Origin of the sequence: Shinella yambaruensis, from assembly GCF_022899355.1 — a bacterium.
Lineage (GTDB): Bacteria > Pseudomonadota > Alphaproteobacteria > Rhizobiales > Rhizobiaceae > Shinella > Shinella yambaruensis.
The window spans coordinates 20,023-35,767 of record NZ_JALJCK010000010.1 but is presented as its reverse complement, the minus strand read 5'-3'; the positions used below and the strand labels follow the sequence as shown (position 1 = coordinate 35,767).

Below are 15,745 nucleotides of genomic sequence, written 5' to 3'. Positions count from 1 at the left end.
AGCGCGATGAAAAGGCTCTCCGCCTGCCGAATTGTCGCACAGTTTGCGATGCAGCAATGAGCCGCGCGAAAATCGCCGGGCTTGCTAGTAGGCTGCGCGGTAGAGGGCCAGCGCGTCCGCCTCTTCCAGCGGCACGGGATTGTTTGCGAGGAGCCGTGTCTGCAACATGGCGTCCGCCGCGAGCGTCGGGAGCATGTCTTCCGCCACACCGGCATCGCGCAGCCGGCGCGGCGCGCCGGAGGCATCCATCAGTTCCAGCATCCGGGCAAGGAAACGGCGGGCAAGGCCTTCCTCGCTCCCGGCGCCCGCAAGATCCGCCCCGGCCGGCGCGGCCAGCCGGGCGTAGAGTGGCGCCGCGGCCTTCAGGTTGAAGCCGAGCACCGGCCCCAGCATGAGCGCATTGGCAAGGCCGTGCGGGATGTGGCAGCGGCCGCCGAGCGGATAGGCCAGGGCGTGCACCGCGGCCACCGGCGCATTCGCGAAGGCCTGCCCGGCCAGCGTCGCGCCGAGCAGCATCGCTTCGCGCGCCGTGCGGTCGTTACCGTTGCGGCATGCGGCAACCAGATGGGTGGACAGAAGCCGCAACGCCTCGCAGGCGAGAAGATCGGATATCGGGTTCTTCCTGTGCCGCGACGTATAGGCTTCGATCGCATGCACCATGGCGTCGATGCCGGTTGCGGCGGTGTGGAGCGGCGGCAGGCCGCAGGTGAGCGCCCCGTCGAGCAGCACGCGGTCGGCATAGAGCTGGTCGGCGACCACGCCCATCTTCGTCGTCTCGCCGGTTGTCAGGATCGTGATGTTGGTCACTTCCGATCCCGTGCCGGCCGTGGTCGGGACCTGCACGAGCGGCAGCCGCCCGCCCTCGACCTTGCCGATGCCGTAGAGGCTGGCAAGGCTTTGCCCGGAGCGGATGAGAACGGCGGCGAGCTTGGCCACGTCCATGGACGAGCCGCCGCCGAAGCCGAGCACGATGTCGACCTGCGCGGCCCTGGCGCGCGCGACGCAATCGAGAAGCACGCTTTCGGGCGGGTCGGCGACGACGGCGTCGAACACGGTGACGGTAAAGCCGCTCGCCTGAAGCGAGGCAAGCGCGGGGTCCAGCACGCCCGAGGCCCTGAGGCCGCCATCCGTGACGAGCAGGAGGTTGCGCGCGGTAAACCAGGCGCCCAGCCTCTCGCCGATATGGGCCGCGCCGCCCCATTCGACGGCAAGGCTCGCAACGGTGTCGAACTGGAACGGCTGCATGGGATCAGGCCGCCAGATAGCCGCCGTCGACGGGCACGATGGCGCCGTGGATATAGGAGGCGTCTTCCGACAGCAGGAATGCCACGACCCGGGCGATCTCCACCGTGGCGGCCCACCGCCCCAGGGGAATGCGCGCGTCGATCCGGGCGCGCCGCGCCGCATCCGCCCGTGCTCCTTCCGAAATACGCGTCTCCACCCAGCCGGGCGCCACCGCGTTGACGCGGATGCCGCTCGCGCCCCAGGCGACGGCCAGCGAACGCGTCAGCGCCGCGACGGCCCCCTTGCTGGTGCCGTAGGCCGGCGCGACCGGGTTGCCGAACCAGCTCCACATCGAGGCGATGTTGACGACCGAACCGCCGCCGCGCTGGAGCGCGTCGCGGGCCGCCGTGCAGGAGGAAAGGACACCGGTGACGTTCACCGCCATGACCTTCTCGAAAACCGCCGCGTCCCACTCCCTGCCATACTGGATGGTTCCCGCGCAGGTCACGAGCCCGCCGAGCGTCTCGACCCCTTCGAAGACTTTGGCCAGCGAGGCGGCATCGGTGACGTCGCATTCAACGAAGCGGGCGGCATCGGGAAAACCGTCCTCCCGCTCCAGCCCGGCAGCCGTTACCTGCCAGCCGCGCTCGACAAGCACCTGGGTCGTCGCCAGCCCGATGCCGGTCCCTCCACCGGTGACCACCACGTTCCTTGCCTCTCCCATCGTCAGTTCCTTTCGTCGAGGGCCCGCATCGCGCGCACGAGATCGCCGGCATCGAGCTTGCGGTAGTAGTTCGGCGCATAGGGCGCGGCGAGCGCGATCTCGGCCATGCGCCGGAAATCGGCCTCTGCCGTGATGTCGAATACCTTGAAGCCGGTGGGCAGGCCGATGCGGCGGAAGAAGCCGGCGAGCGCGCGGATCTCCTCCGCGCTGCCCTGCCCGGCGGCGAGCTGCGTCAGCGTGCCGAGCGCGACCATTTCGCCATGCAGCAGACCGCCCAGCGCCGGCATGACCGACAGTCCGCGCACCATGGCGTGGGCAATGGAAAGGCCGCCGCTTTCAAAGGCGAGGCCACTCAGGAGCACTGCCGCCTCGACGACGCGCTCGAAAGCCTCGTCGGGCGCCGTTGCCGCCATGGCGGCCTCGCTGTCGGCGAGAAGGATCTCCTGCGCGCGGGAGACGATCGCCTGCGTCAGTTCCGTCGGCCGGCCCGAGAAGAAGTTGAGCCCACCGCCGGCCAGCGCGCCCGCAAGCTCGTAGGGCTTCGACATCGCATCGCCGATGCCGGCGGCCAGGAACCGGCGCGGCGCCCCGACGATGACGGCAGTATCCACCAGCACCAGCACGGGATTGGTCTTCATGCGGCGCACGCCCTCGACGGCGTGGTCCGGCGTGTAGACGACGGCGATATGGCTGGTGGGGCTGTCGTTGGAGGCGATCGTCGGCACGATGGCGACCGGCAGGCCGCGCTCGATCGCGGCCCCCTTCGCGGTGTCGATCGCCTTGCCGCCGCCGACGCCGATGAGAAGCCGGGCATCGCCCGTCTCCGCGGCGCGCGCGGCGATTTCCGCCGCGGTGCACTCGCCGCCGAATTCCATGAGGCGGGCATCGGGCAGCTGGCGGAGGATGCGTTCGCCAAGAAGGTTGCGGGCAACCGGATCGATGACCACGGCCACCGGCCCGCCCCCGACGATCGCAACCTCTTGCAGACAAACTGAGCAGCCGTTGGCTGCGGCATTTGCGATGCCCGCCTGCCGCTTTAACCAACAGCCGCAGCCGATCGCCCTCCGTCCATTTGTCGCTCGGCGTGGGGTGGATGCCGCCGCCTCGAACGGATTGTCCGGCGGGCGATCCCGGCCATTGCTCAATTGTTCTCCGTATCCTTCAAGCGCGATCGACCAGAGGAGCCTTGGTCCCCACCCAGCCAAGTTCCTTGGTCTCATGCGTCAAGTGGAGGCGGCCCCATGTTCATACTTAGCCTTTCACCGCCCCGGCGGTGAGCCCGCTCACGATCTGGCGCTGGAACGCCATCACGAGCAGGAACAGGGGCGCAGTGATCGAAACGGCCGCCGCGATGGCCTGGACCTGGTCGGTCGTCGTCGTCTCGCGGTTGAAGTAGGCGGCGATCGCCGGAACCATCGTCATGTCCGACTGGTCGAGCAGCAACGAGGTCACAAGGAAGTCGTTATACGCCAGCAGGAAGCTGAACAGCCCCGTCGTGATCACGCCCGGCCACATCACCGGCATGATGACCCTTCGGAACGCCTGGAAATGGGTACAGCCGTCGACGCGCGCCGCCTCGTCCAGCTCGGCCGGGATGCTCTGGAAGAACGAGCGTAGCATCCAGATCGTGAAGGGCTGGTTGATCGACACCAGCACGATGATGACGGCAAGAGGCTGGCCGTAGAGGGTCGGCGCATTTTCTCCCAGGAGCGGCCGCAGAAGCTCAGCCGAATTGATGAAGACCGGAAGATAGCCGGCCACCAGCACGGAATGCGGCAGCGCCCTGAAGACCAGCGCGCCAATCAGCAGCCAGAAGGCGAGGTTCGAGCCCGAACGCGACAGCCCGTAGCCGGCGAGCGTTCCGACGGTCAGCGAGATCGTCACCACGCCGGTCGTCACGATCGCGGAATTGACGAAATTCTGCCAGAACGCGTTCTCCACCCAGACGGCATGATAATGCTGCGTCGTGAAACCGATGACCGGATCGAGCGCCATGGCTGCGTTCACCGCCTGCGCCAGGCGCGGCAGCAGGATGAACCCCGCCAGAAGCACGATGATGCAATAGCCGATGAGCGCCAGGATCCAGCCGAGCGGCCTGTAGCCGGGCGGCACGTGGCGGGCGACCAGCCCCGGCAGGACCTTGATCGCAAACCAGATGGCCAGCCCTCCCCCGAGAAGAGCCGCCGCGATATCGGCAAGCGTCAATCCGTTGCCCTGCGCGATCGTGGCCGGCCCCAGGATCACGTCGAAGGGATTGGCGGCGAAGGCGTCGAGCGGTGCCTTGATGCTCATGACCGCGATCCAGGCGATCGGGAACAGGGCAAGCACGCACCAGAAGAGCAGGAAACCGGCCGACACTATCTGCAGCGAGGCGGGCTGGCGCAAAGCCTTTACAGTGGACATCAGCGGGCTCCCTTGTGATCGCGCCAGGACTTGCGCAGCAGCGGAACGAGAAGGATGACGATGCCGATCATGGTCAGCATGGCGGAGGCGGAGGCGCGGCTGACCGCACGGTTGCCCGCATCGTCCGGCTGCAGCAGGTCGTAGGTCAGCCATTGCAGCGAGATGACATGCGCCTGGCTTCGGAAGCCGACCACTTCCTCGAAGACCCGGTAGGCATCCATGAGATGGATCAGCGACACGAACACGATCAGCGGCATCAGATGCGGCACGATGACATAGCGCAGCCGCTCGAAGCGCGAGGCGCCGTCGACCATCGCGGCCTCCAGCGTCTCGCGGTTCATCGTCTGCAATCCGGCATAGAAGATGACGAAGGCGAAGGGCGCGACATGCCAGACGCGGTAGAAGAGCATCAGCAGCTCGATGGTCCATCCTTGCGCGAACATGGCGATCTCGGTGCCGCTCCAGGCCTCCATCGCGCGGGTCAGGATCCCGTCGCCGACGAACAGCCAGCGGATCGACAGCGCGCCGATCACGGGCGTGACGATGAAGGGAAGCAGCGATACGAAGATCACCGGGCCGCGGATCGAGCGCATGGTGTTGTTGACCGCCAGCGCGATCGCAAGACCCAGGCCGACGACCAGCGGCAACGTCACCAGCGTGAAGGTGAGCGTGAAACGCAGCGCCTTCCAGAAATCGATCGACATCAGGGCCTGCCAGTCCCATGCCGACAGCGCGGCGAAGGCGCGGTCGGGCCTGACCACGGCGCGATAATTGTCCAGCCCGACGAAGCGCGTCGTCGTCACGACCGCGCCGTTCTCATCCAGCACGGGGACGTTCTTGATCTCCGTCGTGCATTGCTGCTCCAGGAATCCGGCCGTGCAGCGCTCGGTCTCGACCCGCTGGATTTGCGGCTGCGTGACAAAGAAACTCTGCACGAACACGCTGGTGAGCGGCGCGGCGATGAACAGCACCATGAGCAACAACGATGGCGCGACAAACGCCGCGAATGTCCTGAAGCGCACCGTCTTCTCCCTGCTTTTGCGAAAACTGTCCGCGGGCCGCGCCGTTCATCGCGGCCCGCGCGAATGGTTCATTGAAGAAGGCCGGCCTCGCGGGCTGCCGTCCCGTATTCCTCCTCCGCCGCGCGCAGGGCCGCCTCCGCCGACTTCGCTCCCGTGAAGAAGCCGCTGATCTGATTGCCGATCGCGGAATGGATGAGCCCCATCTCGATCGTCATGGGATAAGAGATCGGGCTGGGCTGGGCGCTGGCCGTGGCGACCGCGCCTTCGGCAAGCCGGCCGGGCTTGTAGCCTTCGATCAGCCAGACGGCATCGTCGTTGTGCGCCTGGACCATTTCGGTATCGAGCCCTTCCATCGCGACCCGGAAGGCCGCCTCGGCCGCCTCGTCGGAGATGTTGCGGGGGATCACGATACCATCCCAGAAGAGCATGGCGACCGGTCTGGCATCCTCGGCGGCCAGGGGCGACGCAGCCGTATAAATCTTGCCGACCACCTTGGATTCGGCCTCGTTGTCCGCCGCGCCGGCACGACTGGCCCAGATGTTGGCCATCGCGATCTTGCCCTGCTGCATCTGCTGCTGGACGAAGGTGGAATCCGACACGAGATATTCGGGGTCCATGTATTCGCTCGCGCGCTTGAGCAGTTCGAGCGCCTTGATGCCGTTCTCGTTGTTGAAGTTCGGCGTGCCGTCCGCGTTGAGGAAGCTGTCGCCGGCAAGGCTCGCATAGACGTTGAGCCATTCCAGCGCCATGTTCCAGCCGGACATCGTCATGCCGCCGAGCGGATAGTCCACCTTGCCGGATTGCCGGATCTTCTCGGCGGCCTCGAAGACCTGATCGTAGGTCTTGGGCACGTCCAGCCCGAGCTCGTCGAAGATGTCCTTGCGATAGGCGAATTCCTGGGTGTTCACCATCATGGCGATGGCCACGATGTCGCCGCCCACCTTGATGAGCTGGTTCGGCTTGAGGTGCTGGCCGTACTTCTCGACCAGATCGTTCAGCGGCCGGATCCTCTTCTCGTTCAGCAACTGGGGAATCGTGTTGTTGGCCACGCCGCCGAGCTGGTAGAGCGCCGGATTTGCGGCAAAGGCGGCGGACTGCTTCAAGCGGAAGTCCTGGTCCAGCGATGCCTGGACGTTCCCACATTCGGCCATCGCGTCGGTCACCGACTTCCACGCCTCGAAGGCGGCGCTGAGGACCTTTATCGGCACCTCGTTCGAAAAGCTGCAGGCGGCGTTGGCCGGTCCGGAGCCGAGCGCGGCAAGGACGGCGAAGATGAAGAGATTTCGACGTTTCATTTTGATTCCCCTGCTGTTTGCTGCCGGCACGTTTTCCGGCATTGGTGGTTGGATTTATCCGGCGGTCTCGATGCGGTTGCCTTCAGCGGCATCGAAGAGATGACAGATCCCTGCGGGCACCGAGATTTCGACCGGAGCACCGATCTCGATGCGGTAATCCTTCTGGGCCTTAACGGTGACAAGCGCGCCGCCGGCGCGCACCGCGACCATCGTGGCGTCGCCCAGAAGCTCCATGGTGTAGGTCGGCGCGACGATGTCGCCGCCGGCGGGCACCACCGAGGCATCCTCGGCCCGAAACCCCAGGACGACGGCGCCGTCCGGCCCGTTAATCCCGGCAATGCGGACGTTCTCGCCGCTGAAGACGCCGCCGCGAAGCTCTCCGGTCATCAGGTTCATGGCGGGATTGCCGATGAAGCCGGCCACGAAGGTGTTGGCCGGCCGGTCGTAGATCTCCACCGGGCTTCCGACCTGCTGGATCACTCCGCGCTTCATGATGACGACGCGGTCGGCCAGCGTCATCGCTTCCACCTGGTCGTGGGTGACGTAGATCGTCGTCACCTTCAGCTCGTGGCTGAGGTTCTTGATCTGCGCGCGCGTCGAAACCCTGAGCTTGGCGTCCAGGTTGGACAGGGGTTCGTCCATGAGGAACACGTTCGGCTGGCGGACGATCGCACGCGCCAGGGCCACGCGCTGGCGCTGCCCTCCGGACAGCTCGCCCGGGCGGCGCTCCAGGAATTCGGTCAGCTCGACCATCCGGGCCGCGCGCATGACCCTTTCGTGATGTTCGGCGGCCGGCACGCGCCGCACTTTCAGCGGAAAACGGATGTTTTCGTAGACGTTCATGTTGGGATAGAGCGCATAGCTCTGGAAGACCATCGCGATGTCGCGGTCCTTCGGATCCAGGCCGTTGACCCGCCGCCCGCCGATCAGGATGTCGCCCTCGCTGGCCTCTTCCAGCCCGGCGATCATGCGCATGGTGGTCGTCTTGCCGCAGCCCGACGGCCCCAGCAGAACCAGGAATTCCTGGTCCGCTATCGTCAGGTTGGTGCGCTCGACACCTGTGAAGCTGCCCCATCGTTTCGTGAGGTTGCGCAAGACGATCTCGGCCATTCGGGTTGAGCTCCTTCCTCTGTGCATTCCCTTTGTGCATTCGAATGCATAAATACCCTAGACACAGAATTTGATATCTGGCAACTAATAATATGAGAGGACGGCGAAAGAGCCTGCGAGGGTTCGGACCCGCCCTGATCCGGCGCGCTTGGGGCATGGCAGCGCACCATGGCCCCGGGTCGGACGACGAAAAACAACCAGCTTTATCGCCCCGGCTTCCGCAGGATGTGCCGGCCGGCGCCGGCCGTGGCGTCGCCGAACAGCCGTGGTTTCCCTTCGCCAGCAACAGGACAGACAAGAGGTACAGTCATGAAAGGTTTTGATCCGAAATGGCGGGATGTCCCGCATTTCATCAACGGCCTCACCCAGCAGATCTGGGAGGACCGCCAGATCGGCAGCCTGCGCCGCCACTATGCCCCGGGGCTGATCGTGCGCTCGCCCGCCTCGGTGGTGGTCGACAACACCAATGTCATCGCGGCGACCATGGCGACCCTTGCGGAATTTCCGGACCGGGAACTGCCGGGCGAGGACGTGATCTGGTGCGAGGACCCGGCCGGCTCGACCGAGACCTCCGACGCCTTCCTGTCCTCGCACCGGCTGATTTCATGGGCACGGCACACGCGGCCCGGCATGTATGGCGCGCCGACCGGAAAGCACTTCGCCTATCGCATCCTCGCCGACTGCGCGATCCGCGACGACGCGATCTATGACGAATGGCTGGTGCGCGACCAGTCGGCGATCGTGCGGCAGATGGGCTTCGACGTGATCGACTGGACCCGCGACCTGATCGCGCGCGAGGGTGGACCGGAGCGTTGCGTCAAGCCGCTCACGAAGGACAACGACGTGCCCGGGCCCTATAGCGGCCGCGGCAACGACAACGAATGGGGGCAGCGCCACGCCGAGATCCTGAACCGCATCATGGCCGCAGACATGGAGGTGATCCCGCGCAGCTACGACCGCGCCTGCAACCTGCACTATCCCGGCGGCGAGACGCTGTTCGGCCGCGCGCAGGCGGACCAGTTCTGGATGGGCCTGCGGGCCGCCTTCCCCCATGCCGAGTTCCGCATCGAGCACGTCATCGGCCGCGAGGACCCGCTGATGCCGCCACGCTCAGCCATCCGCTGGTCGCTGTGGGGCAAGCATTCCGGCTGGGGCCGCTTCGGCACGCCGACGCAGGCGCAGGTCTATGTGCTCGGCATCAGCCATGTCGAGTTCGGCCCGTTCGGCGACGACGGCGGCCCGGCGATCCGCAACGAATTCACCCTGATCGATGAAACCGCCATCTGGAAGCAGATCCTGCTTCAGACCGGCGCGCACGACTGACACGCGGGAGCGCACGACATGAACGATCAACCGAACATCCGCCGCAATCCTCTCCGCGAGAGGCTTGCTGAGGGGCAGACCATCGTCAATGCCTGGCTGTCCATCCCCTCGTCCTATTCCGCCGAGGGAATGGGACATGCCGGGGTCCATGCCGCAACCGTCGATCTCCAGCATGGCATGATCGGCCCGACCGACGCCCTGCACATGCTGCAGGCGATTTCCGCCACCCCCGCGGTTCCGCTGGTACGCGTTCCCTCGCTCGATCCCGCATTCATGATGCGCGTGCTGGACAGCGGCGCCTACGGGGTCATCTGTCCGATGATTTCCACCGCCGAAGAGACGGCGGAACTGGTGCGCGCCTGCCGCTATCCCCCGACGGGCATCCGCTCGTTCGGGCCTGCCCGCGGCCTGCTTTATGGTGGGGCGGACTATGTGGCGCATGCCGATTCCGAGATTCTCGTCATCCCGATGATCGAGACCGTCGCGGCCGTCGAAAACCTCGACGCGATCCTCGCCGTCGAGGGGGTCGACATGATCTATATCGGCCCGAACGACCTCGCCTTCGTCTTCGACGGCTGCGTCGGACCGGACCGGCGAAAGTCCGAAGAGGTCATCGCCCATGTGCTGGAAAAGGCCAAGGCCGCGGGAATCCCGGCCGGAATCTTCTGTGCCGACGGCGCCGAGGCGGCACGCCGCGTGGCGCAGGGCTTCGCTCTGGTCACGCCCGGCAACGATTTCGGCATCCTTACCCGCGGCATGCGCGCGGCGGTGGCCGAGACCCTTGGCGCAACGGCCGCGTGCTCGCCGGCGCAGGGCGGCTATTGATGGCGGCGCGCTGGTGGCTCCTGCCGGGGACGCTTTGCACGGCCGACGTCTTCAGGCCGGTCCTCGATATCCTGAATGTTCCGCCGCAAGATTGCCGGACAGTGATGCTCGACCGTCCTTCGGTCGAGGATTACGCCGGAGACCTCGCCGCGGTGGAACCGCAGGACATCGTTCTGGGCTTTTCCCTCGGCGCGATCCTCGCAGCCCACCACGTCGACCGGATCCGGGCGCGCGCGGTTGTTCTGCTGGCGGCCAATCCCTTCGCCGACATGCCTGAAAAACGCGCCGCGCGGCTGGAGCAGCTGGCGGCGGTTTCCAGCCGGGGGGCGCGGCCCGTCATGTCCGCGCTGTGGCCTGCCATGGTCTGCCCGGCGGCGAGCGGCAACCCGCTCATCGGCGAGCGGATCGTCGCCATGGCCGAGGCAGCGGCCGCCCATCTTCCGGCGCAGACCGAACTTGCGCTGACACGCCCGGGCGCCGAGCCGATGCTCGCGGCCACGCGCGCGCCGGTCCTGTTCGTGACGGGGCGCGAGGATAAGGCCGCCCCTTACGAGCGGGCGGAACGCGCGGCAGGGATCGGAGCACACACGCTGATCCTGATCGAGGGGGCGGGGCATTTCCTGCCGCTGGAGGCACCGCAGGCCTGTGCCGAGGCGATAGCCGGTTTTTTGAAGGAAAAGGAGATCCGCCCATGCTGATCGGCGCCATCGGGGACGATTTCACCGGATCGGCCGACCTGGCCAACATGATTGCGCAGGCGGGGCTTGCCACCCGCCTCTATGCAGGCCCGTTGCCGGCCTCCGCCACCGACGAGGCGGCGGCGATCGTGGCGCTCAAGACCCGCTCGGTTCCCGTGGCCGAGGCCGTCGCCGCCTCGCGCGCGGCGGTGGACTGGCTTTTGAAGCAAGGTGCAGAACGCATTCTGTTCAAATATTGCTCGACCTTCGATTCGACGCCCGAGGGCAATATCGGTCCCGTCGCCGAGGCGCTGGCCGACGATCTCGGCGCGGACCGCGTCCTGTTCGTGCCCAGCTTTCCCACGACGGGACGCACGGTCTATCAGGGGCACCTGTTCGTCGGGGACCGCCTGTTGTCGGAAAGCCCGCTGGCGCAGCACCCGCTGACCCCGATGACCGACCCCGACCTGCGGCGATGGCTGGCGCGGCAGACGTCGCAGACAGTCGGCCACCTGCCGCTGGCCGTACTGCGGGCGGAGAATGCCGCAGCGGCGCTGGCCGAAGCGGACGCACGCTTCATCATCGCCGATGCGATCGACGACGGTGACATCGATCGATTGGGACGGCTTGTCCTCGATGCGCGTCTGGTCACGGGCGGCTCGGCCATCGGCAGCGGGCTTGCCCGTGCACTTGGCGCAGAGGGCATGGCCCGCGGCCGCTGGACCGGCGTCGATGGCCGGGCCGTCCTGATGGCCGGCAGTTGCTCGGCCGCGACGCTCGGCCAGATCGCCGCCTATGACGGGCCGCAACGCCGGCTGAGCGTAATCGAAGCGCTCTCCGCCGACGACACCTTCATCGAGACGCTGGCGGCATGGGTGCTGCAGCAGGACCGCCCGCCGCTGATCGCCGCGTCCAGCCCGGCCGACGAGGTCACTGCCGCGCAGGAAACCTATGGCCGCGAGCGCGTGGCCACCGCAATCGAAAATACCTTCGCGCGCCTTGCGGCGGCGTTGCGCCAGCACGGCGTGCTTCGGTTCGTCGTGGCGGGGGGCGAGACCTCTGGCGCGGTCGCCACCGGGCTCGGCATTACCAGCTTCGAGGTCGGCCCGCAGATCGCGCCCGGCGTCCCCGCGCTGACGGCTGGTCCCCTGCGGGTCGCTCTCAAGTCGGGCAATTTCGGCGGTCGGGATTTCTTCCACCGCGCACTGGAGGTTCTGGAAGGCCGATGACGGAAACCGAATTGAGACAGGAGTTTTGCGCTCAGGGCGCGGCGCTCGCCGCACAGGGGCATGCGCGCGGCGGTTCGGGCAACATCTCGGCCCGGCTCGCCTCGGGCGGCTTCCTGATTTCACCGAGCGGCTACGCGCTGGGCTCGTTGCAGCCGGATGACCTTTCCCTGTGCGACGACGCGGGAACGCATCGTTCCGGGCCGCCGCCTTCCAAGGAACTGCCGCTGCATCTCGCCCTTTACCGCAGCAGGCCGAAGACCGGCGCCATCGTCCATCTTCACACGCCCCATGCGACGGCCTGGTCCATGGTGGACGGAATAGATCCGGACAATGCGCTGCCCGCCGTCACGCCCTATGCCGTGATGCGGCTCGGCGCGGTCGCCCTGCTGCCGTTCGCCGTCCCCGGCGATCCCGTCCTCGGCGACTGGATTTCCGGACGGGCATTGCGGCATTCGGCCTTCCTGCTCGCGAACCACGGCTCGGTCGTCGCCGCGCGCACTCTGAAGGACGCCGCTTTCGCGGCTGAGGAACTGGAGGAAACGGCAAGGCTTTGCCTGATACTGCGCACCATCCCGCATCACGGCCTGACACCCAATCAGGTCGAGGCGATCGAAACGCATTACGGCGACCGTTTCAGATAAGTGGCCGTGCATTCAAGCGGGCGGCGATCCGTTCGCCAAACGGGCCGAACTTCTCTCGATGAGTTCTCCGGGCACCATGATCCGGCGCGGCGGCAGGTCCGGGTCGCCGATCCGCGCCAGAAGCAGGGACGCCGCCGTTTCCGCCATGTCGACGATCGGCTGCCGGACTGTCGTCAGCGCATAGCTCGGTCGTCCGGCTTCGGCGATGTCGTCGAAGCCGATGATGGAGATGTCCTCGGGGATGCGCCATCCCAGATCGAACCGGCAGGCATCGATGACGCCCAGGGCAAGCTGGTCGTTGGCGCAGAACACCGCGTCCGGGCGTTTCATGCCGCCAACCAGATCAAGGAAACGGCGCCGCCCGTCGGCATAGGAGAAATCGGTGCAGACGGTGGGGATCGACCCTATCCCGAACTCGGCCATCCGGTCGCGGAACGCATCCACACGCAACTGGCTGACCGGCGCCCGTTCCGGCCCGCGGACGCATACGACGGACCGATGCCCCGCCCGGTAAAGCGCCTCGGCGATCCGCCTGCCCGCCCCGGCATGGTCGAGCGTGATGCAATCTACCAGGCTGGAATCGACAAGGCGGTTGAAGAACACCATCGGCACACCGCGGTTGGCGAACTGCCTGATCCAATCCTCGGGCATCTGCGCGCAGCAGATCAGGCCGTCCAGCGGATATTCCATCGCCTTCTGCAAGGAAGCGCCGATGGCATCGTCGTTTTCGACAACCATCAGGAACAGGCTGTTTCCGGCATTCTGCAAGGCTTCGCCGAGCGCATAGATCAGTTCCGGGTTGTTGCGGATCGTGAAGGCGGTGACAATGACGCCGACCACGTTCGAGCGCTGGGTAATGAGGGAGCGCGCGAGCGCGTTGCCGGTATATCCCATGTCGCTGGCGATCTTGAGGATATGGTCGCGCGTCTTCGCCGAGATCTTGGCGTCGTCCTTGAAACATCTGGAAACGGTCGACTGCGCGACGCCAGCGGCGCGCGCAACATCGTAGGACGTCGCCCGCCTGGGGCGCGCTGTCGGTGAGGAATGCATTCTATCCATCTCGTCGTCGGTTCCCATCGAACATATCCCTCAATGTCAAGCGTGCAAGAGGCATGCGGTTCCCGGTTCGGCATAGCCTGAGCAGCCCAAACCCGATTCATCCATTCCACTTTATCTGACTGGAAGACAAAGAAAAGCATTGCCTGCATTCGAATGCAGCGATATCGTGCATTCGAATGCATAGGAAATCTACGGCAGAATTCCTCCCATCCGGCGACATGCGCTCTCCTTCAAGCGCAACCGACGGCAGGAATGCTGCTCGTCGTTTCCCTTTTCTCAACCTCGCATCAAAGGAGCGATCTCGATGACCCCTACCCCGTCCGCCGTTCAAGTGTCCGAGGCGGAAAGCCAGCGCCGTCTTGTCCGCCGCAAGGATATGGTGGCGGAACGCGTCGCCTTCATCGATTGCAAGATGCCGGGCTCCCATCTGAAGGAGAACTACTCGCTCATCGGCCCGGGCGTGACCCAGTCGAAGGATCAGAAGGTCAGCCTCTCGGAGCCGCACGGCTTCAGCCTCGGCGTCGCTGCCATGCCCGCCGGGATCACCAACAACCTGCACATCCACTATACCGCCGAAGTCTTCATGATCTTCAAGGGTACATGGCTATTCCGCTGGGGCGCCGACGGGAAGGACGGCGAAGTCGTCTGCACCGCCGGCGACGTGGTCAGCATACCGACGTGGATCTTCCGCGGCTTCACGAATGTCGGCGACAGCGACGGCTGGATCTTCACCGCGCTCGGCGGCGACGACACGGGCGGCATCCTCTGGCATCCCCGGATCCTCGAAGTCGCGGCGGAGCACGGCCTGTACCTGACCCGCAACAATATGCTCGTCGATACGCAAAACGGCCAGCCCAAGCCGGACGATTCCGAACTGATCGAGCCGATGACGCGCGAGCAGATCGAGAGCCTGCGCAAATATACCGTCGAGGATATGAGCCATCGGGCCGTGCGCCGCGATGATCGCGTCTTCTCCACCACTGCCCTGCTCGACAGTCGCATCCCGGGCCACGGCGCCGAGCTTGCCCCCGTGCTCGGCCACGGTATCACCGAGGATCGCGATCACGTTCCGCCGATCTCAAATCCGCACGGCATGTCCATCGAATGGGGCCGCATTCCGGCAGGCGGCTCCATCGGCCGCCACCTGCTGCGCGAGAAGCAGGTTATGATCGTCTTCTCCGGCGCGGTCGAGATCACCCAGAACGAGGGGGATGCCGAACTGACCCAGACGGTCGACGCGCAGGACCTCTACTCCTTCCCGGCCGACTCCTGGCGGTCGATCCGCAACACCGGCAGCCAGACCGCCGAATTCGTGCTGATGACGGCGGGCGACCACAAGAAGCGGATCGTGTGGTCCGATGAGATTCGCAAGCAAGCGGCGAAGTTGGGCTATGCCATCGATCACAACGGCTATGTCGCGCCGCTGGCGCTCTTGCCGCAGAAGGTGAAACAGACGTTCGCGCCATAAGTCCGCATCCGGCGTCCCAAACAAACGCCAGCCATGTCATCTCAGACGCTTCGGTCGAGACGCTTAAGTCCGGTCGAAGCGTCACAATCACCTGCCATGGCCCGGGACCGGGAGCGTATTGTGCCCCTCTATCAGATTTGAGTAGTAGAAGTTCATCGAACGCACCAAATCGCCGACAGAAGCCCGCATAAGCGGGTGCAGGCGCGCAGCGAAGCGGCTGGCCGCCGACGTCAACTCGATTGTCAGATCTTCCAGGTCCCGATTGCTTTCGGGGAGGAGTGGCTCAATGCTCGCGAGCGTTACCATTTTTGCCGATTTCTATACCGATAAATTCATCTTTATGAACAGAGCGATAGGCGTGATCTTATGCAATCGTTTGCCGGTCTTATTGCCGATCTTGTTATGGCAAGATTTCATCGTCCATGATGATGCCGAACTGCAAAGATTGCAAAGCTAGTGGCTGTGCGGCCCTATTCCCCGTCGCCCCCGCCTCGGCCATCGCGATGTCTGCCGGCATGGGCTGCCGACTTAACAACCCTTCGCTTGAGCGCAACGCAGACAGCTTCAATAAGCGATCAACGATTGGTCCGTGCACTGTCGCGTAGCTACGCAGGAACTTGACGTCATCCTGATCGAAATCGCGCGGCTCCGCTGCGTCGCGTGGTTTGCAAAAGTAATCACGATCACGCCGGCTTAGTGAAGCTGCGCGGCTGAGCGTGGCCATTCTTGCTTGGGCTCCAGACCG

The 15,745-nt window shown here is 65.6% G+C and carries 15 protein-coding genes; 6 read left to right on the top strand and 9 right to left on the bottom strand.

Translation table 11 applies throughout. The features are described from left to right. Positions 1-84: 84 nt before the first annotated feature. The 7 genes from MUU56_RS22205 to MUU56_RS22175 all read right to left on the bottom strand — a co-directional run bounded on the left by MUU56_RS22205 (position 85) and on the right by MUU56_RS22175 (position 7,778). Entirely contained in the window at positions 85-1,245 is a 1,161-nt protein-coding gene (locus MUU56_RS22205; RefSeq protein WP_244769455.1) for an iron-containing alcohol dehydrogenase, read from the bottom strand. Positions 1,246-1,249: 4 nt separating this feature from the next. Beyond that, entirely contained in the window at positions 1,250-1,948 is a 699-nt protein-coding gene (locus tag MUU56_RS22200; protein ID WP_244769454.1) for an SDR family NAD(P)-dependent oxidoreductase, read from the bottom strand. 2 nt (positions 1,949-1,950) lie between these two features. Then, positions 1,951-2,901, bottom strand: coding sequence for an iron-containing alcohol dehydrogenase (locus tag MUU56_RS22195; protein ID WP_244769453.1), 951 nt, complete (start codon positions 2,899-2,901; stop codon positions 1,951-1,953). Positions 2,902-3,199: 298 nt separating this feature from the next. Then, the gene (locus MUU56_RS22190) at positions 3,200-4,351 is read right to left on the bottom strand and encodes a carbohydrate ABC transporter permease (RefSeq protein WP_244769452.1); all 1,152 of its coding nucleotides are present in this window, start codon (positions 4,349-4,351) and stop codon (positions 3,200-3,202) included. Beyond that, positions 4,351-5,373, bottom strand: a complete 1,023-nt coding sequence (locus MUU56_RS22185; RefSeq protein ID WP_244769451.1) for a carbohydrate ABC transporter permease — start codon at positions 5,371-5,373, stop codon at positions 4,351-4,353. Before MUU56_RS22185 ends, MUU56_RS22190 begins: the two co-directional genes overlap by 1 nt. A 68-nt stretch (positions 5,374-5,441) precedes the next feature. After that, the gene (locus tag MUU56_RS22180; RefSeq protein WP_244769450.1) at positions 5,442-6,668 is read right to left on the bottom strand and encodes an ABC transporter substrate-binding protein; all 1,227 of its coding nucleotides are present in this window, start codon (positions 6,666-6,668) and stop codon (positions 5,442-5,444) included. Between the two features lie 54 nt (positions 6,669-6,722). Then, positions 6,723-7,778 carry an ABC transporter ATP-binding protein gene (locus MUU56_RS22175; RefSeq protein ID WP_244769449.1) on the bottom strand — a complete coding sequence of 352 codons (1,056 nt, stop codon included), beginning with the start codon at positions 7,776-7,778 and terminating at the stop codon, positions 6,723-6,725. A gap of 309 nt (positions 7,779-8,087) precedes the next feature. Between MUU56_RS22175 and MUU56_RS22170 the strand changes: the two genes are divergently transcribed. From MUU56_RS22170 to MUU56_RS22150, 5 genes are read left to right on the top strand one after another with little or no spacing between them, the layout of a single operon-like run. After that, on the top strand, positions 8,088-9,101 hold the full coding sequence (locus MUU56_RS22170) for a nuclear transport factor 2 family protein (protein ID WP_244769448.1): 1,014 nt from the start codon (positions 8,088-8,090) through the stop codon (positions 9,099-9,101). 18 nt (positions 9,102-9,119) lie between these two features. Next, positions 9,120-9,926, top strand: a complete 807-nt coding sequence (locus tag MUU56_RS22165) for an HpcH/HpaI aldolase family protein (protein ID WP_244769447.1) — start codon at positions 9,120-9,122, stop codon at positions 9,924-9,926. Further along, positions 9,926-10,624, top strand: a complete 699-nt coding sequence (locus MUU56_RS22160; protein WP_244769446.1) for an alpha/beta fold hydrolase — start codon at positions 9,926-9,928, stop codon at positions 10,622-10,624. The genes MUU56_RS22165 and MUU56_RS22160 overlap by 1 nt, the downstream gene beginning before the upstream one ends. Then, entirely contained in the window at positions 10,618-11,832 is a 1,215-nt protein-coding gene (gene otnK / locus MUU56_RS22155; RefSeq protein WP_244769445.1) for a 3-oxo-tetronate kinase, read from the top strand. Before MUU56_RS22160 ends, otnK begins: the two co-directional genes overlap by 7 nt. Beyond that, positions 11,829-12,473: a class II aldolase/adducin family protein gene (locus MUU56_RS22150; protein ID WP_244769444.1), complete on the top strand. Its 645-nt coding sequence runs from the start codon at positions 11,829-11,831 to the stop codon at positions 12,471-12,473. Before otnK ends, MUU56_RS22150 begins: the two co-directional genes overlap by 4 nt. A gap of 12 nt (positions 12,474-12,485) precedes the next feature. Here the strand turns inward: MUU56_RS22150 and MUU56_RS22145 are convergent, their stop codons facing one another. Continuing rightward, positions 12,486-13,550, bottom strand: a complete 1,065-nt coding sequence (locus MUU56_RS22145) for a LacI family DNA-binding transcriptional regulator (protein WP_244769443.1) — start codon at positions 13,548-13,550, stop codon at positions 12,486-12,488. A 286-nt stretch (positions 13,551-13,836) separates the two neighbouring features. Here MUU56_RS22145 and MUU56_RS22140 point away from each other — a divergent pair, with 286 nt between their 5' ends. Next, positions 13,837-15,000 carry a cupin domain-containing protein gene (locus tag MUU56_RS22140; RefSeq protein ID WP_244769442.1) on the top strand — a complete coding sequence of 388 codons (1,164 nt, stop codon included), beginning with the start codon at positions 13,837-13,839 and terminating at the stop codon, positions 14,998-15,000. 400 nt (positions 15,001-15,400) lie between these two features. Here MUU56_RS22140 and MUU56_RS22135 read toward each other — a convergent pair whose 3' ends face one another. Continuing rightward, entirely contained in the window at positions 15,401-15,724 is a 324-nt protein-coding gene (locus MUU56_RS22135) for a hypothetical protein (protein ID WP_244769441.1), read from the bottom strand. Positions 15,725-15,745: the final 21 nt, after the last annotated feature.